We start from the raw sequence: 20,262 nt of genomic DNA on the forward strand, positions 1-20,262 counted from the left end.
GGACGTCACACCTAGTCGGGCAGTGCGACGTGCATCTTGCGAGCCCTGCCCGCGAGGATCAGGAAGCCTCGTCCGGGCGGGAAGTCCACGCGCCGGATCCTGCCCAGCGACGTGCTGAGCAGCGTGTCGCCGTCGACGTCGCCGGGCGTCAGGAGCAGACCCGTCCGCCCCGCCTTGAACGGTTGCGCGAGCGCCCACGCCTGGCCCCACGTCGACGACTCCGCCTCCCCCACCACGAGCTGCTCCGCGCGCACGGCGGTGCGCACGAACGCCGCGAGCGGCTGCTCGGCCGGCGTCCCGGTGAACTCCGTGACCGACTCGATCAGCAGCGTCAGCCCACCGGGGCGCAGGTGCCCCGACTCGAGCGCGCCCGTCAGGCTCTCGAGCAGGGTCACGACGTCCTCGGGCGACGAGACGCTCGTGTCCCACACGTCCAGCGACGAGATGCTCGTCCGCCGCGGGGCGAGGTGCACGACCCGGCTGCTCCCCACCCGACGGATGGCCTGGGCGATCGTGACGAGCGCCGTCGTGCGCCCGCCCCCGGGCGGGCCCGAGAGCATCATCGTCCCGCGGGGCGGCAGGCCGACCGGCGCGATGTCGAGGTCGTCGAGACCGAACGCGGCCCGCTCCCCCGCACGCACCGGCAGGTCGGAGAGCCGGAACGAGTCCGGGAGGCGCTCGACCGGCGGTGCGGGGCGGATGCCGAGCCGCGACATGGCGCTGTGCAGCTTGCCGACCTCGCGCGACTGGATCGCGACGTTGGGGTCGCCGCCCAGCACCGCCACCTGCACCTCGTCGCTCTCCAGGATCCCGCGCCCGGGAGGGGAGGTCAGGGAGAGCACGTCGCGAGGAACGCCGAGCGCGAGGTAGTCCTCCTCGCTCGCGAGGCGCAGCACGAGGCGCTTCTGGATCGTCGAGCCGAGAGACGCCGGGACCGACGACGCGCGCGACCCGGCCACGATGACGTGCACCCCGACCTGGCGGCCGTCGGTCGCGACCTGGGAGAACGCGCCCCACACCGGGAAGCCCGGCGTGTTCTTGAACTCGTAGGCCTCGCGGAACGCGCCGATGCCGTCGACGAGCAGCAGGATGCGCGCCTCGTCCGGGGCGTCGGCGAGCCGTCGGTACTCGGTGATGTCACCGGCTCGGATGGCCGCGTAGCGTGCGGAGCGCTCGTCCACGAGGTCGCGGATCATCCGCAGGACGCGCGCGACGCGCTCCTCGTCGTCGCTCGAGATGACCGCGCCCACGTGCGGCAGCTCCTCGAGCATGCGCAGGCCGCTCGCGCCGGCGTCGATCGCGTAGACCTGGACGGGGCCGCCGCGCGCGGTGATCGCGGCGGAGACCGCGATCGTGCGCAGCGCAGCGCTCTTGCCGGAGCCGCCCGTGCCGTAGATCGCCATGTTGCCGTCGCGGTCCGGCTCGTAGAAGACCGTCGGCTGCGCCTGCGACGACGGGTCGTCCTGGACGCCGAGCAGCAGCATCGTGTCGGTGCGCGGGTTGGGCAGGCGGGCCAGGTCATAGGTGTGCGCCAGCTCGGGCAGCCAGGGCTTGCGAGGTTCGGGCACGGCCGCGTCGTGCGCGGCACGCGCGATGGTGGACACCACGCGCGAGATGTCGTTCGGGCCGGGGTCGGCCGTGTCGTCGACCTCCGGCGCGGGCAGCTCCCAGCGCGCCGCGGTGCCGAAGGCCATCTCCTGGACGTCGATGCGGGGACGCTCGGGCTCCGCCGTCGTCCAGCCGCCCGCGTAGCCGGTCTGGAACGGCACGATCCGGCCCGGACCGGTCTTCACCGCGCCGCGCCCGGGGATCGACGGGTCGAAGTGCGCCGCCATCGGGATCCCGAGGATGTCCGTCGAGTCGTCGGCGTCCGCCATGCGCAGCGCGACACGCAGGTTCGTGTTCGCCCGCAGGTTGTCCTTGATGACGCCCGCGGGGCGCTGCGTGGCGAGGATGAGGTGCAGCCCCAGGGAGCGGCCGCGCTGCGCGACGTCGACGACGCCGTCCACGAACTCGGGGACCTCGTTCACGAGCGCCGCGAACTCGTCCACCACGATGAGCAGGCTGGGTGGGGCGTCCGGGTCGCCCGTGCGCTCGAGCGACGCGAGGTCCTTCGCCTTCTTCCGGTTGAGCAGGTGCTCGCGGTAGCGCAGCTCCGCGCGCAACGAGGTCAGTGCACGGCGCACCAGGTGGGGCGACAGGTCGGTGACGAGCCCGACCGTGTGCGGGAGCTGGACGCAGTCCGCGAACGCCGCGCCGCCCTTGTAGTCGACGAACAGGAACGTCACGCGGTCCGGGCTGTGCGCCGCCGCCATGCCCAGGACCCAGGACTGGAGGAACTCGGACTTGCCCGCCCCGGTCGTCCCGCCGACGAGCGCGTGCGGACCTTGGGTCCGCAGGTCCAGGTACAGCGGTTCCGCCCCGGAGTGGCCCACGAGCGCGCGCAGGTTCGTCGGGGTCCTGCGCCGTACCGGCGGTGAACCGTCGCGCGGGGTCAGCGACCCGTTCTCGCGCCAGCGGTCGACCATCACGCCGGGGTCCTCGGCGAGCGAAGGGCCGGTGAGCGCCAGGTAGGAGACCGACCGCGGGAGGTCGGAGTCGTCGTCGACCGGGGCGCCGACGTCCACCACCGGCGCGAGGATCCTCGCGAGGTCGTGCGCCGTGGCCAGGTCGAGCGTCTCGCAGGTCACGGGGAACGTGAGCTGGCCCATGCGGACCTCGCCCGACGTCGCCCCCGTCGCCGCGCCGGGCGCACCTGGCTGCGACGGCCCGGCGCCCTCGTCCCCGACGAGCACGAAGGTGCGGCACGCGGCGGGCAGCTGCTCGACCGTCGGCGCGACCCACACCACGTGCACGCCGACGTCGGGACCACGCTCGACGAGCCGTGTGAGCCGCGACCGGTCGACCGGGGCGTCGTCCTCCACGAGGACGACGACCGTCGGGAGCACCGGGGACGGTGTCTTCTCGGCCACGTCCTCCGGGTCGAGCGGCCCCCGCAGCTCGGCGTGCCGGCCGAGGTCGGCCCCCCGCACCTCGATGAGGTCCTCCAGCCGCGAGAGCAGCGAGAGCGCGGCGCCCGGGTTGTCGGCGAGGTGGTCGCCCTCGATCGGGCTGTACGGCGAACCGGTGTGCGGCATCCACTCGAGCCACTCCCAGTCGCTGCGGGAGCGCTGCGACGTGATCGCCGCCAGGACGAGCTCGGACGGCGAGTGCAGACCCGCGAGCTGGACGAGCATGCCGCGGCCGACGGCGTCGGCCACGGCACCCGACCCGGCGATGCCGAGCCCGCCGTCGGTCCGCAGCCGCGCCACGACGGGGACGCCGTCGATCGTCGCGCACTCCGCGGCGAGCTTCTCGAGCTCGGCCCAGAACTCGGGCATCGTGTTGTTCTCGCTCAGCTCGTCGAGCTGCGTGCGCGACGGCGCCCGGCCGACCCCGACCCGCAGGGTCAGGAACGCCGGGTGCTCGGGCCGGTGGGTCCACAGCAGCCCGCCGAGGCGGCGCACCGCGTCGACGGTGTCCGACACCGACGGCGCCTCCGTGAGCCGTACCGCGCGCTCGACCGCGTGGGTGCGCTCGATGGTGATCTTCATCGCGGCGACGGACGTGCGGAACTGCTCGACCTGGTTCTTGAACTTCTTCTTCGCCTGCAGCGTGTTGTCGATGTAGGCGCCGAGCATGAGGAGCGGGCTCAGCCCGATGAACACGATCGACAGGATGTTCTGCGTCACCGCGTACAGGATCGACCCCATCACCAGCGGCGCGAGCATCGCGATGTACGGGAAGCGCGGGGACTCGGGCGGCTGCGGGGGCTTGGGGGCCTTGAGCTTGCGCTCGCCGAACCGCGCCACGACGCGCGGGGACCGGTTGAACTCCACCACGGGGCTCGTCGGCGCGAGGCTCGTGGTCCGGTTCAGCGCCACCACGGAGACGGTGGTCGTGCCGATCGTCACCGTGTCGGCCGAGGTGAGGGTCGACCGGGTCATGCGGCGACCGCCCATGACGAGACCGTTCGCGGAGTTCGTGTCCGTGATCTCGATCGACTCGCCCACCGTGATGCGCGCGTGCCGCTTGGAGACCTGGGCGTCGGACAGCCGGATGTCCATGTCCCGGTCGCGGCCGACGTAGCTCGTCCCGACGGGCAGCGGGAACTCACGACCGGCGTCGGGCCCCTCGAGGACGCGGAGCACGGCCATCGCCGCACCGCGGTCCTGGCCGGGTGCGTCGAACTGCTCGGAGACGCGAACGATGGAGACCGTCGACCCGGAGCGCAGCCCCGCCTCGACGAGGTCGCTCGTCGGCGACAGCACCCGCCCGCCCTGCCCCGATCCGCCCGCGACCGTCGAGGTGCTTCCCACCTGGAGCGTGAGCCGCTCCGGGAGCTGCGCGCCCGAACGCTGCGGGTCGCCGGCGAAGAGCGCCTCCGCGACGTCCCGCACGGTCGCCGTCGCGTCCGCGGTGACGGCGACGTTGGTCGTGGTGGAGTCGGGGCGGTGCAGCGAGAGCTTGATGCGCACAGAGAGGTCCTCGGGCTGTGTCTCGGGTCGGTCTCGGGGTCGGTCTCGGGGTCGGGCGTCAGGTCGTGGGCGGGCCGTCCGCGGCGTCGAGCAGGGGCAGGTCCTCGGACGTGACGAGCCGCGACGCGACGGCGTACTCGACGAGGCGCGCGCGCCGGTTCGTCGCGAGCGCACGCGGACCGCCCCGCAGCCCCTTGACGCCGATCTTGTCCAGCTTGTCGCACACGTTGTCGAGCTTGCGGTTGAAGCGCGTCACCGCCCACCCGAGCCGCTGCGCGGCCGCCGCCGACGACGGGATCTCCGACAGCCCGGTCCCGTCGCGCCGCAGCAGCGGTTCCGCGAGGGAGACGATGAGCTGCTTCTGGCTCGTGGTGAACGTGATCATCCCGATCGTCGTCGCACCCGACTCCGGGTCCTCCGAGTGGATCTCCTGGTACGGGGCGCCCATGAGGCGCGCCAGGAGCTCGTAGGTCGTGGGGCCCGCCGTGAAGACGATGGACGTCGAGGGGAACACGATCGGCAGCCGGTTGCCCGGCGACAGCCAGGACTGGACGCCCCCGCCGGAGTCGCACACGGTGGCCGAGATGAGGGTGCCCACGTTCGCGAGCCACCAGATGCCGCCCTCGTGGGTGATCCGGAGGAAGCGACGGTGCAGATAGGGGTTGTCCTCGATGGCGAGGTCGGCGTCGCGCCCCACGTCGAAGGGCGTCCCGTCGTCGGCGGGCCGGAACCACTCGCCGCAGAACTCGATCGCGAGCTCGCTCATGCCTCTCCCCCTGTCACGCAGGCCGTGCGCGGACTGTTCGACAACCTACCGTCCCGCTCGACCGCGACCTTGATGCAGACCTCGTCGCCGGGCTTCGCGCTCAGCTCCACCTCGGTGTCGTCGAAGGCGGGCTGGTACTCACATCCCTCCTCGCCCAGCTCGAGCTTGCACCACACGAACGAGTCGCCGTCCTGGGCGTCCGGGGCGTCGTACGCCCACGTGAACGTCGCCACCTCGCGGTCCTCGTCCCACTCCCCCGCCAGGTCGTTGACCGACGGGGTCACACCCCCGAGATTGTCCGACGGCGTGAACGTCTGGCCCGCCGTCGACGGCTCGTCGGGGTCGTCCGACGGTGGGTCGCGGGTCAGCGCGAAGACCCCGACACCAGCGAGGACGAGGACCACGACGCCGGAGAGCACCGGCCACAACGCCCCGCGGCGCTTCCCCTCGGGCTCGGCCTCCTGCTGCTGCTCGGACGCGACGGCGCGGTGGACCGTGTCCTCGACGGGTGCGTCGCCCCAGCTGCCGCGGTGGGCCGGCGAGCCGGGGTGCGACCGCGACGGACCGGTCGTGTCCGCGGTGGCCACGTGCTGCGCCGGCCCGGCCGCGCTCGTCGGCGCCGTCCCTCCCGGCGTCGCGCCCTGCTGCCACGCGGCCGGCGCCGCCGTCTGGGGCGGACGCCCGCCAGGCGCACCGTAGGTCGTCGCGGGGCCCGCGCCGTACTGCATCGCGCCCTGCCCCGGCACGTACCCGGTGCTCGCCCCCGCGGCCGTCGAGGCCACCGGTCGGGACCAGTCCGACGGCGTGCCGGTGGACGTCCCGGCAGGGGGTGCGGACGTCCCGGTGGGGTCGATCGAGACCGGCACGCGCAGCCGCGTCCCGCCGTCGTCGTCGGGCTCCTCCTCCTGGACGTGGCCGGAGTCGTCGAGCAGGTCGATGGGGGTGACGGCGAGAGAGAGCTCGTTCTGGACCTGCTGCAGCGACCGCGCGAACATGAGGACCGTGGGGTACCGGGAGGACGCCGTCTTCGCCATCGCGGTCGCCAGGACGCGCTCGAGCGACGCGGGCACGTCCTGGCGCCCGGTCGGCGCCAGCGCGGCCCCCTCGATGCGGGACATGAGGTTCGCGCTCGAGTTGGAGCCCCCGGGCACCTCGAAGGGCGAGCGCCCGGCGAGCAGCGTGTACGTCGTCGCCGCGAGGCCCCACAGGTCCGTGCCCACGCCGCTGCGCGGTGGCTCGGCGAACGACTCCGGAGGCGACCACGGGATTGACATGCCCTCGGCCCGAGCCGCGTCGTCGAGCGTCGACGAGATGCCGAAGTCGGTCAGGGCAGGGTGCCCGTACTCCGTCACGAGGATGTTCGCCGGCTTGATGTCGCGGTGCAGGACCCCCGCCCGGTGCGCGGTCTCCACGGCGCCGGCGACCTGCACGGCGATGCGCAGCACCTCGGCGACGGAGAAGCGCTCGTTGCGGTACCGCGACGCCAGGTTGGGCCGCGAGCAGTACTCCATGGCGAGGTACGGTCGGCCGTCGTCGGCGACGTCCGCCTCGTACATCGTGACGATCGACGGGTGGTTCGACAGCATCGCCATGAGGTCGGCCTCGGCGTCGAACGCCTCCCGCTGGGACGGGCTCGACCACTCCTGGAGCAGGACCTTGACGGCGACGCGGCGACGCGGGCGGCGCTGCTGGTAGAGGAAGACGTCCGAGAACCCACCCGAACCGATGAGCCGAAGGTACTCGAAGCCGGCGATCTGCGGCGGAGGTGAGGGTGCCCGCTTGCCGCTCACCAGATCCCCTCGAACGTCAGCGTCGCGCCGTCGCCCAGGTCGACGACGTCGCCGTCGACGACGAGGACCGGCTCGGAGGGGTGCAGGCGACGCGGCGGCTGACCGGGACGGAGCAACGTGGTGCCGTTGGTCGTGGCCATGTCCGCGACGAGCACGTGCCAGCCCTCGAGCGAGATCTCCACGTGCGAGCGGGAGACGTCCTGCTGCGGGCTCGGCACCGTGACCAGTCGAGGCATCTCCGCGGCCTGGTCGCGCGGGGTCCGCGGACGGCGTCCGACGACGACCGCTCGGTCGAGGTCGATGCTCTGCCCGGTCGAGACCACCGCCCGTCCGAGCGGCGGCCGGACCGTCAGCTGCGCGTCGCCCTCCAGCGCCTCGTCGCACACCTTGCACGTGTCCCGCGACGGCGGGTTGGCGTGGCCCTGCGGGCAGGTCCGGGCGAGGATCTGCACCTGGCCCGGCTCTGGTGGCACCGAGAAGGTCGCCACCGGGGGCATCGGGGGCGCCGAGGGCTCCGGGAGCGCCTCTGCCGGTGCGGGCCCGGTCGGGTCCGGTACCGCGTCCTGCGACGCGGCGGCGCGCAGGTCGGCGATGGCGGACGACAGGACGGTGTGACCGTCGTGATCGGTCCCGTCGTCGTCCTCGCCGGTCCCCTCGGCTGCCGCGCTCGCGCCGTCGGGACCGACCGTCGACGCCCGGAGCGCGGCGGCGGGCGTCGCACCGGTCCACTCGCGCGGCACGCCGGCGATCAGCGCATCGGGGCTCGGTGGGGCGGGTGCCGCCGCACCGCTCGGCGGAGCCGGCGCAGCCGTGTCGGGACCGGGAGCAGGCACCGGCGGGACCGGGACCTGCGTCCCCGCGGGTGCGGAGGCGGGTGCGGAGGACGACTCGTCCTCGTCCGGCGCCTCCGAGTCGTCCACCCGGATCGCGGCGTCCTCGACCGTGCGCATGACCGTCGAACCCCACAGGTGCGCGTAGTCGTCGTCCGCCGCGGCCTCGTCGCGCGCGCGGTCGTCGAGGTCCGGGGCGGTATCCAGGGGCGCGAGCGGTACGTCGGCTCCTACCGGCGGCTCGGTCGCGGACGGCTCCCGCTCGGGCGCGATCGTCTCCTCCGAGGCGCTCGTCGGCTCGGGCGGCGCGTCCGGTACCGGCACCACGGGAGGTTCAGCGGCGGACGGAGGGACCGTGACCGGTGCCGGCGGACGCGGCGCGAGCTCCCGGCCGACGGCCTCGACGAGGACCACGCCGGTGCCGAGAGGGAGGGTGCGGACGTCGCCCAGGAGCGTGCGCCCGGGCTGCACGTCCGGTACCCGCACGCCGACCCGGACCACGAGCTCCAGCACGTCGTCCACCACCCGCTCCGACCAGGTCGTCACGTCGACACCACCGACGTGGAGAGTCCCGGCGTCCTCCTGCTCGAGGCTCACGACCATGTCGCCGCGCACCGCGACGTGCACCCGGCGACCGTCCACGACGGCGACGGCGAACGGCGGCAGGGTGCGCAGGCTCGACCCGAACGCGCCCGTCAGCACCTGCAGGACCTCGACCACCCCCGGGTCGTCCCCGAGCTGTTCCCAGAGCGTCTCGACCAGGGCGTGCCCCGCGGGCTCCGGCAGCACGACGACCGCACCACCCCGCACGAGCGCGTGCGCGGAACCGGTCTCGTAGCGCAGCGTCACGACGGACCCCCCATCTGCAGTCGAACCTCCCTCGGCAAGGTGTCCTCGTCGGCGACGGACACCATGTCACGTGGAGCGGTGCTCCCACCGCCCGTCTCGTCGGACACCCCGACCGCGTCGACGACGACGACCGTGATGTTATCCCGCCCGCCGGCGCCGATCGCCTCGTGGACCAGTCGCTCGGCCGCGGACTGGGGATCCGGGATCTGCAGCAGCACCTCGCAGATGCGCTCGTCGGACAGCTCACCGGTCAGCCCGTCCGAGCAGACGAGGATCCGGTCGTGCCGCTCGATCGGAACGTACCAGAAGTCCGGTCGCACCTCCGCACGCGAGCCCAGCGCCCGCGTGACGACGTGCCGGCGTGGATGGGTCAGTGCCTCGTCGGCCGTGATCACGCCGGCGTCGACCATCTCCTGCACCTCCGAGTGGTCCACGCTGACCTGGTCGAGCAGCCCGCCGGACAGGTGGTACGTGCGAGAGTCGCCCATGTTGACCACGAGCCAGTACGGGTTCCCGTCCTGCTCCGCCACCGCGACACCCGAGAGCGTCGTGCCCGCGCCGCGGCCCGGCTCGGTGACGATCGCGCGCACCCGCTCCTGGGCGAAGGTGAGGTGCTCGAGCACGTCGTCGGGCGTCACGACGTCGAGCGAGGCGAGCGGACGCAGCGCGTCGACCGCCGTCGTGCTCGCCACCTCGCCGGCGTCGTGGCCGCCCATCCCGTCGGCGACGAGGAACACGGAGCGCGACACGAGGAAGCGGTCCTCGTTGAGCTGCCGTCGGGCACCGCGGTGCGACGCCGCGCCCCAGGAGAGGCGGACCTCGGCGTCGGACGAGCTCATGGCGTCACCGCGTGGACGACGATGCGACGGTCCCCGACGTGGATGGTCCCACCGGCCGGGACACGGACCCGCGCTCCCGGCTCCACCACGCGCGGCGGAGTGCCGGGCGCGGAGACGACGGTGCCGTTGGTCGAGCCGCGATCGGTGACCCACAGCCCGCCGGCGTCCACGCCGATCTCGGCGTGCGTCTTGGAGACCGATCGCGTGGGGTCGTCGACCGCGACGAGCTGCCACGACGCGTCGTCGGGCGCCTGCGGGTTGCGGCCCACGAGCGTCGGGCCGTCCACGACACGCTGCTCGCCGGACTCGAGCTCGAGCCGGACCGGGACCACCGGCACCGGGTCGAACGCGTCGCGGCCCATGCGGGTGCTGTCCCACTCGGGCTCGTCGGGCTCCGGGGCCGACGGCGGGTCCGCCGCGGGCGCGGGCGCGGGCCAAGGTGTCGCGGGAGTCGGTGGCGCGGGAGCCGGCGGTCCGGGCCGGGCCGCAGGCGCAGGAGCGGCAGGGGCGCCCGCAGCCGAACCCGGTACGCCGGTGATCAGCGTGCCACCCGGCGCGGGCGTGGGGGTCGGGGCCTGCGCGTCGGACGGGAACGCCCACGGGTCGGGCAACGGCCGGGCGGGGACCGCAGGAGAAGTCGGACCCGCGGGCGGGTGGTGTGCGGGCGGCGCGAACGACCGGGCGGACGCATCCCCCTGCGCGGCCGACGACCAGGAACCGTCCTGACCCGGGCCACCGGGGTGGCCGTACCGCCCGAGGTCGGGACCGTGAGCGCCCGCGGGGCCCGCGGGCTGCGCGACGGGGGCACCGAGGAGCGATCCGGCCCCGCCGAAGGCCTCGTGGCCCGCGGGGTCCGCCGGCGCGAGGCCGCGGACGTCGACGACGGCCGCCTTCGCGAGCGAGTCGTGCCAGCCCTGTCGGCGACCCGACGAGTCGAACGCCGGGCTGAGGACCACCACGATCGGCAGGAACGGCACGATGCCGCTGATGCCGACGACGAGCCAGCGCAGCAGCGCGCGGCCGAAGCCCAGGGGCCCGCGCGTCGCCGCGTCGACCGTGCGGACACCGGTCGCCAGGTTGCCGAGCGTCTTGCCGGACGACCCTTCCCAGAAGATCACGCCGACCCACCAGGCGAGCCAGACCACCCCGGCGACGACGTAGACGACGAGCATCTTCGAGAGCAGGGCGGACGCCTCCTCGGGCGTCGCCACCCGGACGTCGCCCAGCAGGGGCGCACCCACGAGCAGGAGCCCCGCCACGACCACCACCCCGACCACGAGGGCAGGTGCCGCGACGTCGAGCACGTACGCGCCGAAGCGGCGTCCGACACCGCCGAGCGGCGCGTCGGCGAGGGCCGACGTCGCGGTCGGGGCGGTCCCGACCGGGGCCTTCTGCGTCATGGCGTAGACCTCCGGCTCGGTCGTCCCGTCCGGAGAGCTGCGCCGATAGGGAACCTGCTGGCCCGACGCGTCAGGGCCGCCCGCGACCCGCTGGACCTGCCCGACGGGCCCGTCCGGGGGCAGCGAGACGGGTCGCCCGGTCCGCGGGAACGGTTGACCGCAGACGGCGCAGAACGCAGCCCCTTGCGCCTGGCTCGAACCGCACGCGGCGCACGTCACGTCGGTCATCGTTCGTCTCCTTGCTCGGTCTCCGCGGAGCTGCGTCCGCTCGTCGGGCCGGCATCCTCCTCGCCCCGATCGCGCCACGGTACACGCCGCGCGCGGCGTGCTGCCGCGCCGGTGCGCCCGCGTGCACGACGGACCGAGCGCAACGACAGGGCGGCCCGGATCCTGGCGCGGCGCGGCACCGTCGAGCGCAGACCGCCGACGACCTCCTCGACCTGCGACCAGAAGGCGTCGATCTCCGCGTCGGTCGGCTCGTCGGTCCCGAACACGGTCGCGTCGGCGCGGTGCGCGAGCGGGATCGTGGCCGGCGCCCCGTACGACCGCACGATGACGCTCGCACCCTCCCGTCGGGTCGCCCCGGTCGGCACCGCGGTACCGAGATCCGTCGCGGCGTCGAGCACCTCGCGCCAGCCGCCGCTGACCCGGTCGACCGGCCGCGCGGCCGTCCGCCGGCGCAGCCGCCGACGCGACTTGTAGGCCAGGATCAGCACGATCGGGAGCGCCAGCAGGGCCAGCGGGATCGCGACCGCGACGCCGACGAGAACCACCTGTCCCCAGTCGAAGCCGTCGCTCTCGGCGTCGTCCTTCGTGTCGTCGTCGACCTTGCCGGCCTCGGCCTCCGCGGGCTCCTCCGGCGGCTCGGGGTCCTCGAGCACGGGCGGCTTCGGGACCTGCAGGCTCTTCGGCTCGGGCTCGATCTTGTTGTCCTCGTCCGGGATCGCGTCGACCGGGACCCAGCCGTACCCGACGAAGGGCACCTCGGCCCACGCGTGCACGTCGCCGCCCGTCACGACGAACGGGTCGCCGGGCTCCAGCGGCTCCTCCTCGTCGGGGTAGAACCCCATGACGACCCGGGCCGGGATCCCGACCTGGTTGGCCATGAGCGCGAGCGCGACGGCGAACTGCTCGTCGTCGCCCACCATCTCCTCGTCCGCGAGGAGCGCGTCGATCCGCTCGGCCGAGTGGCCCGGGCGCGACGGCGGCTGGTTCTCGAGACCGCTCGAGTACACACCGCTCGCGACCAGCCCGTCGCGCAGCGCGAAGAGCTGCTTGACGGGGTCGGTCTCCTCGCCCATGAACTGGGTCGCCTTGCCGGCGAGCGACACCGGCAGGAGCCCCTTGCTGACGTCGGGGACCTCGACCCCCTGGTCCACCGCGCCCGCCGCGAGATCCTCGTCCGTCGGCTCCGGCGCGACGATCGCGTCGAGCGTGTACGTGTCGCCGGGGCGGAGCCCGACGTCCGCGAGCGCGGTGCGCGTCGTGGAGTTGTAGTAGGTGCTCTCGTCGAGGTCGCGCGCGCGCTCACCGGTGTAGGTGATGCCGGCGAGCTCGCCGGTCTCGGGGACCCAGACGCCCTCGTAGTCGTCGACCGTGACGTCGAGCGTCGCGGGAGCGCCGTCGGCGACGGTCGCGATCTCCTCGCCGGCCCGCGTGTAGACGCCGGACCCCGGCAGACCGCTCGACGCGTCGTACACGACGCCGTTGTAGGTGTCGAGCGTGGCGAGGCGGACCCGGGCGCCCGCGGGGAGCCCGGTGACGGTGAAGAGCTCGTCCTCCTTCATGTCCTTCGCGTACTTGCGGAACCCGGTCAGCGGGCTCACGTACTCGTGGAGGTCGAGCGGGGGGACGACGGTCTCGCGCAGCACCGTGCGCGGCGCGTCCGGCAGCAGCACCGGTGCCAGGAGCGCGGCGGCCACACCGCCCACACCGAGCATGGCGGCCCCCGCGCGGACCCGGTGCCACCACAGCCGCCGGTTGGCCGCGCGGCTCGTCTCGGTCGTGATGCGGTGCGCACCGAGCCGCGCCGCGGTGACGCGCCAGCTCGCCCACAGCAGCCCGACGCACCCCACGACGAGCCCCTGCACGACCGGGAAGGCGGGGATGACCGTGCCGAGCAGGATCACGCCCACGAACGCGACGACCACGGGTGCGAGCGCCCATGCGCCGTGCCGTGCCCGCCAGGCGATCGTCCCGGCGAGCAGCCCGGTCAGGAGCATCATCAGGTAGGGCACGACGGCGAGCTCGGGGAACGAGCGCAGCGGCGGCACCGTGGTCACGACGTCGCGCCAGCCCGTGATCGACCCGAGGAGGAGCTCGCGCACCGTCGTGAGCGACGGGACGACACCCCCGATCGTGTCGGCCGGGAGCGCGAGCGCCCCGCCGAGCAGCACGTACGCGAGGACGGCGACCGCGGCGACGGTGATCGTCGGCCAGCGCCGCCACGCGCCGCACCACGCGACGGCGAGCCCGACGAGCGCGCCGCCCGCGGCCGGGACGAGGTAGGCCGCCGAGCCCCAGACGGGGCCGAAACCCACGATCGTGGCGCCGAGGAGGACCGCGAGGACCAGAGCGTCGACGGCGCCGGAGCTCGTCCTGGCGCGCGGGATCTCGTCCGCCCGCCGGCGCGTCGCGGAGCGGCTCGACGTCCCGGTCGCCGCACCGTCGGGACCGGTGGGCGGGATCCCGCGCGAGCCGCGGGTCGTGGTGGTGGTGGGGGCGCTCATCAGTCGTTCATCCTCCGCAGCGCGAGCGGGAGCTCACCCAGCTCGCCGATCGTGAGGACGACGAGCTCCGCGATCGCGTGCCGGCTCAGGGAGGCGCCCGGGACGCACTGGATCGCCATGACCTTGACGTCCTGGGGCAGCCGCGCGGACGCCGCCCGCAGCTCCGTCGGGGACACCCTGCTCCCCACGACGAACGACACCACCGAGGCGTCGCTGATCGTCATCCCGGCGACGCGTGCGACGTCGACGAGCGAGGTGCGCTTCGGCGTCGGGTCGACACGGGACAGGTCGTCGAGCAGGCGCGTGCGGTGGTCGCCCCGCAGGTTCCCGTCGTTGACGAGCACGGTGACGCCGCGGTCCTCCTTGATCGCCTGCAGGCCGAGCGAACCGCACACGCTCACCGCGAGCTCGAACTCGTCGTCGTGCGCGTAGTCCTCCGCGCGGGTCGAGAGCAGCACCGCGAGGTGCGAGCGGCGGGTCTCCTCGAACTGGCGGACCATGAGCTGGCCGGTGCGGGCCGTGGTCTTCCAGTGGATGTGTCGCCGGTCGTCCCCGGGGACGTAGTCGCGCAGCGCGTGGAAGGACACGTCGGAGTTCGAGATGTCCGTGGTGACGCGGCCCTCGAGGTCCTTGAGGAACCCGGTCGACGAGCCGGAGAGGTTCTTCACGCGCGGGTGGACGAACAGCTCCTCGGGCTCGGTCCACACGACCTCGCGGCGCAGGAGCCCGAGCGGGTCGGCACGGACGGAACGTACGGGGCCGACCGAGATCACGGACCGCTTGTGGGTCGGCACCGTGAAGATCTCCTCGTGGTTCGCCCCGGGGCGCAGCCGCGGGACGGGGAACGACGCCGTCCCGGCGCCGACGGGGAGCTCCATGACGGACGGCAGGACGGCGCGCGGGGAGTCGTTGCGCACGTCGAGACGCCCGACGGCGCGGTCCCCCACTGTCACGCGCTGCTGCGCGAGGTCGAGGTCGACGGCGTACCGGAACCTTCCGAGCACGAACACGACCGCGGCCAGGAGCGCGACCGTGAGCAGGATCGCGACGACCACGAGCTCGAGCCACGCATACCGGAGCCCTGCCCACCACGCGACGACGGTGCCCGCGAGGACGGCCCACCCGAGCGTGCTGACCGCGCCGGTCACCGGCGCGAGCGCTCGCCCGGCCGGTGCGAGCGCACGGGAGGCCGCCTCCACGGCCGGGCGCAGCAGGCCGACGAGGCCGGTGCGCACGGTCGTGCGGCGCGCGGGTGCGGGTGTCGGGTCCATGGGTTCGCGTGCTCCGGGGGTACGTGTCGGGTCGGGAGTCGTGCCGGTCAGGCGGAGCGCCGCTCCTGCGGGGCGGCGACGTCGGCGAGCAGCCGGCCGAGCACGGCGTCGGCCGTCGCTCCCGCGAACTCGGCCTCGGGGTCCAGGACGAACCGGTGGACCCACGCCGGCTGGGCCAGCTCCTTGATGTCGTCCGGCAGGACGTAGTTGCGGCCGTGGGCCGCCGCCCAGACCTTGGCGCAGCGCACGAGCGCGAGCGCCCCGCGCACGGAGACACCCACCCGCACCTCGGCCGCGTTCCGGGTCTCCTCGGCCAGGCGCGAGACGTACTCGAGCACGGCGCCGTCGACGTGCACGCGGTCGGCGAGCTCGGCCATCTCGGTCACGGCCTGCGTCGTGATGAGCGGCTGCAGGGACTTGCTGCGGTCGCGGACCGACGCGCCCGAGAGGATCTCGACCGTCGACGCGTGGTCCGGGTAGCCGATCGACGACTTCATGAGGAAGCGGTCGAGCTGCGCCTCCGGCAGGCGGTAGGTCCCGGCCTGCTCGATGGGGTTCTGCGTGGCGATGACCATGAACGGGCTGCCGACGGAGTGGCCGACGCCGTCGACCGTGACCTGCCCCTCCTCCATGACCTCGAGGAGAGCCGACTGCGTCTTCGGCGAGGCGCGGTTGATCTCGTCCGCGAGGACGATCGAGGCGAAGATCGGCCCCGGGTGGAAGTCGAACTTCCCGGAGTTCTGGTCGTAGATCGTCACGCCCGTCACGTCCGAGGGCAGCAGGTCCGGCGTGAACTGGATGCGCTGCTGCGTGCCCTGGACGCTCGCCGCGATGGCGCGCGCGAGCGACGTCTTGCCCGTTCCCGGGGCGTCCTCGAGGAGGATGTGGCCCTCCGACAGCATGCACGTCAGCACGAGGCGGACCACGTGCGGCTTGCCCAGCACCGCCTGGCCGACGTTGCCGACGAGGCGGTCGAAGGTCTGTGCGAACCAGGCGGCCTGCTCGGGGGTCATGGTGCTCATGCGCGTCTTTCCGTTCGGTATCGCGAGGAGGTGGACAGAGTCGTGGTGGTCGTCGATCTCACCGCCAGGTGTACGACGTCGACGTGCCGATCGAAGTCGTGACGTAGACCTGGCTGCCGGGGTTGCCCCAGATGCACTGCTGACCGCCCTCGTAGTTCCCGCTGCCGTCGGTTCGCAGGGTCCGGAACTGAGCGTCCCTGGTGTACCCGCCGGAACCGATCCGCGTCCCACCCCCGTAGCAGGTCGAGGTGAAGGTCGTGTTGGCCGGGCCGTTCCTGATCGTGAGGTACACCTCGGCGCACGACGCGTTCTGGCAGTTGCCGGGCCATCCGTTGGAGTCAGGCAGCTTGTGGTTGCTGCCCTTGCTCGCCGTGATGGTCTTGGGCGGCGGTGCGGGCTTGTCCTCGGTCCTGCCGGTGTCGTTCACCCAGCCGGAACAGCCCGCGTCGTTGCACGCCCGTGCGCGCACGGTGTAGGTCTTCGAGTAGCCACCGCCGACGTTCACGCGGCCCGTGCCCTTGCCGCTGCCCGACTGGCCGTTCGTGAACTCCCAGCTCACGGTCGCGGCGTTGCCGCCGTCCGAGCTGGGTCCGGAGACGGTGAAGTACCCGTCGGTCGCCGAGGTCTTCGTCCACTTCACACCGGGGCTGCTCGGCGTCGTGTAGGGCGTCACCGAGCCCGACCTCGCGGTCCAGTCCGAGCACCCGGCGTCGTTGCAGGCCCGCACGTCGAACGTGTACGCGCTGCCGTTGCTGAGCCCGGTGAAGGTGTAGGTCGTCGCGGTGGTCTTCTTCGTCGACCCGCCCGAGCCGTTGGCCCGCACGTCGTAGGTCACGGCGTTGCCGTTGGCGTCGGCCGCACCGAACGTCACCTGCGCCCGCTGACTCGTGTTGCTCTGCAGCGAGGCGGACGGCCTGCCGGGCTTGCCGGGCTTGCCGTACGGGATGACCTGGTTGGACTTCCCGCTGCCCTTGCCCTTGCCGGCCTTGTTCTCGGCGACCACCGTGTACGTGTAGGTCGCCTCGTTGTCGAGACCGGTCGCGGTGTAGGCGGTCTTGCCCGTGACCGTGATCGCACCGCCGTCGGCCGCGCCGTTCTTGTACTGCTGCAGGTGATAGCTCTTGACGGCGTCCCCGTTCTCGAACGGAGTGCTCCAGGTGACGCCGATGACGCCGCCGTTCACGTTGTCGTTGCTGCGTGCCGCGTTGGGTGCGGCCGGGGCGTCGGGCTTTCCCGCGGGGATCTCGGGCGCGGACGCGTCGCCCCAGTCGGACGGGTCGGGGGCATCGTTCTCGGCCTGGACCTGGACGGTGTAGCTGGTGCCGTTCTCGAGACCGTCCCAGACATAGGTGGTGCCCTTGATGCACGTCTTGTCGGACGCTCCTGCGGGTGCCGGGGAGATGCGCAGGTTGACGCACTCGATCGGGGACCGGTCGGTGTAGGTCTTGTTGGTCCAGGAGACGGTCAGGGCCTTGTCGCCGAACTCGAGGGAGGGTGCGGCGGGCGGGTCGGGCTTCTGGTCCGGTCGTGCGACGGCCGACGGCGGGGACGCGGGTCCGTCGCCGACGTCGTTGGTCGCGAGCACGGTGAAGGTGTACTCGACGTCGTTGGTCAGCCCGTCCAGGGTGCAGGTCGTGGTGCCGCACTCCTTGGTGTACCCGTTCTGCGAGGCCACGGTGTAGCCGGTGATGTCGGCGCCGTTGTTGTTCGGCGGGTCCCAGGACAGCACGACGGTCTCGGACCGGACCTCCTCGACCTGCGGGGTCGCGGGCGCCTCGGGCTTGCCGAGGACGGTGAGCTGGACGCGTCCCTCGACCTCGCGGTCCGGGTCCTTCGTCGCGTCCTGGACCCGGTACCGCACGACCATCACACCCACGTAGTCCTCGCGCGGCGTGACCGAGACCTGGTCGCCCGCGACGGACACGCTGCCCTGGCCGGTCTCGACGATCGCGTCGAGGAGCTGCAGGGGGGTCTCGGGGAAGGGGTTGGAGTCGTTCGCCAGGACCGGGACCGTCGTCTCCTTGCCCTGGTGGGCGTCCTCGACGCTGTCGTCGTTCGCGCGGGCGAGCGGACGCGTGGAGGCGACCACGGTCAGCGTCGCCTCGCCGCTGACCGGCGGGTTGTTGCCGTCGGACACGGTGATCGGGACCTGGACGACGGTGCCCTTGGGCACGTCCGGCGTGGCCTGTGCCTGCAGGGTCGAGCCCTCGAGGCTCGTGGTGACGCCCTCGGCCTGACCCGTGGACGTGAACGTCAGGTCGTCGCCGTCGGGGTCGGTCGCGAACCGGGCGAGGTCGATCGAGGCGTCCTCGCCAGCGGCGACCTCGAGGGTCGGCGTGGTGGTGAGCTCCGGCGGAAGGTTCTCGGGTGGCAGGACGGTGATGGGGATCGTCAGCAGTGCCGTGTTGCCGTCGGGATCGTCGGGACCGGCACCGTCGGTCACCTCGAACGACACCGCCGCCTGGCCCGTGTAGTCCTCGTCGGGCGTGTAGGAGATCTCGGTCGCCGAGCCGACCTCCCGCGAGCCGTCGGTCGCCTTGACCGTGTCCTCCGCCGTCAGGCGCGGCGTCCGTCCCTCGGCGACGAGCACGTGGTCGGTGATGTCGATGTCGAGCGTCTCCCCGGCCTGGACCTCGAGGGACGTCCCCGGGCGCAGCGTCGGGGCCTGCGCCTTGAGACCAGGGACGGTGACGAACGCCTTGGCGGTGAGACCGTCGATGTCGGTGACCGTGTACGTCACGACCTGGCGCCGCTCGGTCAGGGTGATCTCGAGCCGCCCGTCGTCTGTCACGGTCGCGGTCTCGTCGTCGGTCGTGACCGCGAGCTCGCTCGCCGCGCCGTCGGGGTCGTCGTCGTTGTCGAGGACCGCGACCGGGACCTGCGTCTCGCCGAGGACGTCCTCGACCTGCACGGCGTCGTCGCGCGCGACCGGGGGCAGCAGGGGGGCGTCCGCGGCGACGTCCACCGTGATCGCCCCGGTGGCGCGGGCGCCGTAGGTGTCCTGGATCTCGTAGTAGAACGTGTAGGCGCCTTCGTCGGCCGGGGTGGTCACCACGACGCGGTCACCGACGACCTCGGGGTCCATGCCCTGGGAGTCGTCGAGCTCGGAGGGTACGAGCGCGATCTGGTCGCCGTCGGGGTCGGTGTCGTTGCGCAGCGCCGCGATCGCGACGGTGCGGTCGGGGCGGACCGTGACCTCGTCGTCGACCGCGACCGGTGACTGGTTCTGGTCGGCGGGCTTCGAGATCCCGACCCGCACCGCCCCGGTCGCCGTCGCACCACGCGCGTCGAGCACCGTGTACGTGAACGTGTCGAGACCGACCGCGTTCTTCGACGCCGTGTACTGGACGTACCCGTCCACCAGCTGCGCCGTACCCTGCGACGGGGCCGAGGCGACGCCCGAGATCTGGACGGAGTCGCCGTCCGGGTCGATCCCGTCGAGCGGGATGTCGACGCGGGTCGACGCCCCGGAGAGCACCCGGGTCTCGACGTCACGCGGAACGGGCGGGACGTTCTCCTGCCCGTCGCGGACGTGGATCGTGACCTGCGCCGAGTCCTCCTGGCCGTTGGGGTCCTGCACCTTGTAGATCGCGTACGCGGTTCCGGCGCTCGCCCCGGCCCTGAACCGCACGGTGTTCTCGGAGACGAACGCCTCGCCCAGCTCGGGGTCGGCGCCCTGGGCCAGCTCCGGTCGCACGGACAGCTCGAGGCCGTCGGGGTGGGTGTCGTTGCGCAGGACGGGGATCGTCACGACGTCGCCGGTGTGGACGGTGACCGAGTCCGCGGCCGCGTTCGGCGGCTGCAGCTTCGTCGGGGCCGGGACCGGGACCACGCGCACCTGACCGGTCGACGTCTCGGTCCCGTTCGAGACCGTGTACTGCACGGTCACCGGGCCGTCGAGCGTGCGCAGCTCGGTGATGCGCAGGACGCTGTGGGCGAGGACCGCGACCGAGACGCCGGCGTCGTCGGGGACCTGGACCGACTGGACCACGAGCACCCCGCCCGCTGGGTCGGTGTCGTTGGCCAGGACGTCGACCAGGGTCTTGCCCCCGGTGGGCAGCATCGCGGTGTCCGTCACCACGACCGGCGCCCCGGACGCGTCGTCCGGCGAGGTCACGTCGACCCGCACCAGACCCGTCGTCGCGTTCGGGCCGTCGGTGACCTGGTACGTCAGGTCGTACGAACCCGGCTCGAGCGACGTGAACGAGAAGCTGCCCGAGTCGTAGTTCGGCGTGATCGTGGCCTGGTC

General features: G+C 73.2%; 10 protein-coding genes. All 10 read right to left on the reverse strand.

The window, feature by feature from the left end:
• Nucleotides 1-11: 11 nt before the first annotated feature.
• Nucleotides 12-4,517: an FtsK/SpoIIIE domain-containing protein gene (locus IF651_RS16105; protein WP_191830141.1), complete on the reverse strand. Its 4,506-nt coding sequence runs from the start codon at nucleotides 4,515-4,517 to the stop codon at nucleotides 12-14.
• Nucleotides 4,518-4,575: 58 nt separating this feature from the next.
• A complete protein-coding gene (locus IF651_RS16110; protein ID WP_191830142.1) occupies nucleotides 4,576-5,283 on the reverse strand; it encodes an FHA domain-containing protein in 708 nt (235 codons plus the stop codon).
• Complete coding sequence (locus IF651_RS16115; protein WP_191830143.1) at nucleotides 5,280-7,073, reverse strand: protein kinase domain-containing protein; 1,794 nt, start codon at nucleotides 7,071-7,073, stop codon at nucleotides 5,280-5,282. The genes IF651_RS16110 and IF651_RS16115 overlap by 4 nt, the downstream gene beginning before the upstream one ends.
• Nucleotides 7,070-8,752, reverse strand: coding sequence for an FHA domain-containing protein (locus IF651_RS16120; RefSeq protein ID WP_191830144.1), 1,683 nt, complete (start codon nucleotides 8,750-8,752; stop codon nucleotides 7,070-7,072). Before IF651_RS16120 ends, IF651_RS16115 begins: the two co-directional genes overlap by 4 nt.
• Nucleotides 8,749-9,591 (reverse strand): PP2C family protein-serine/threonine phosphatase, encoded by an 843-nt coding sequence (locus IF651_RS16125; protein ID WP_191830145.1) that lies wholly within the window; start codon nucleotides 9,589-9,591, stop codon nucleotides 8,749-8,751. Before IF651_RS16125 ends, IF651_RS16120 begins: the two co-directional genes overlap by 4 nt.
• Entirely contained in the window at nucleotides 9,588-11,219 is a 1,632-nt protein-coding gene (locus tag IF651_RS16130; RefSeq protein ID WP_191830146.1) for an RDD family protein, read from the reverse strand. The genes IF651_RS16125 and IF651_RS16130 overlap by 4 nt, the downstream gene beginning before the upstream one ends.
• Nucleotides 11,216-13,720 (reverse strand): transglutaminase TgpA family protein, encoded by a 2,505-nt coding sequence (locus tag IF651_RS16135; protein ID WP_191830147.1) that lies wholly within the window; start codon nucleotides 13,718-13,720, stop codon nucleotides 11,216-11,218. Before IF651_RS16135 ends, IF651_RS16130 begins: the two co-directional genes overlap by 4 nt.
• Nucleotides 13,720-14,991, reverse strand: coding sequence for a DUF58 domain-containing protein (locus tag IF651_RS16140; RefSeq protein WP_191830148.1), 1,272 nt, complete (start codon nucleotides 14,989-14,991; stop codon nucleotides 13,720-13,722). The genes IF651_RS16135 and IF651_RS16140 overlap by 1 nt, the downstream gene beginning before the upstream one ends.
• 47 nt (nucleotides 14,992-15,038) lie before the next feature.
• Entirely contained in the window at nucleotides 15,039-16,013 is a 975-nt protein-coding gene (locus IF651_RS16145) for an AAA family ATPase (RefSeq protein WP_191830149.1), read from the reverse strand.
• Nucleotides 16,014-16,071: 58 nt separating this feature from the next.
• Nucleotides 16,072-20,262: fibronectin type III domain-containing protein (locus IF651_RS16150; RefSeq protein ID WP_191830150.1), on the reverse strand; the 4,191-nt coding region annotated here is incomplete at its 5' end.

The sequence above is a fragment of the Cellulosimicrobium arenosum genome (genome assembly GCF_014837295.1).
Taxonomy (GTDB): Bacteria; Actinomycetota; Actinomycetes; order Actinomycetales; family Cellulomonadaceae; genus Cellulosimicrobium; species Cellulosimicrobium arenosum.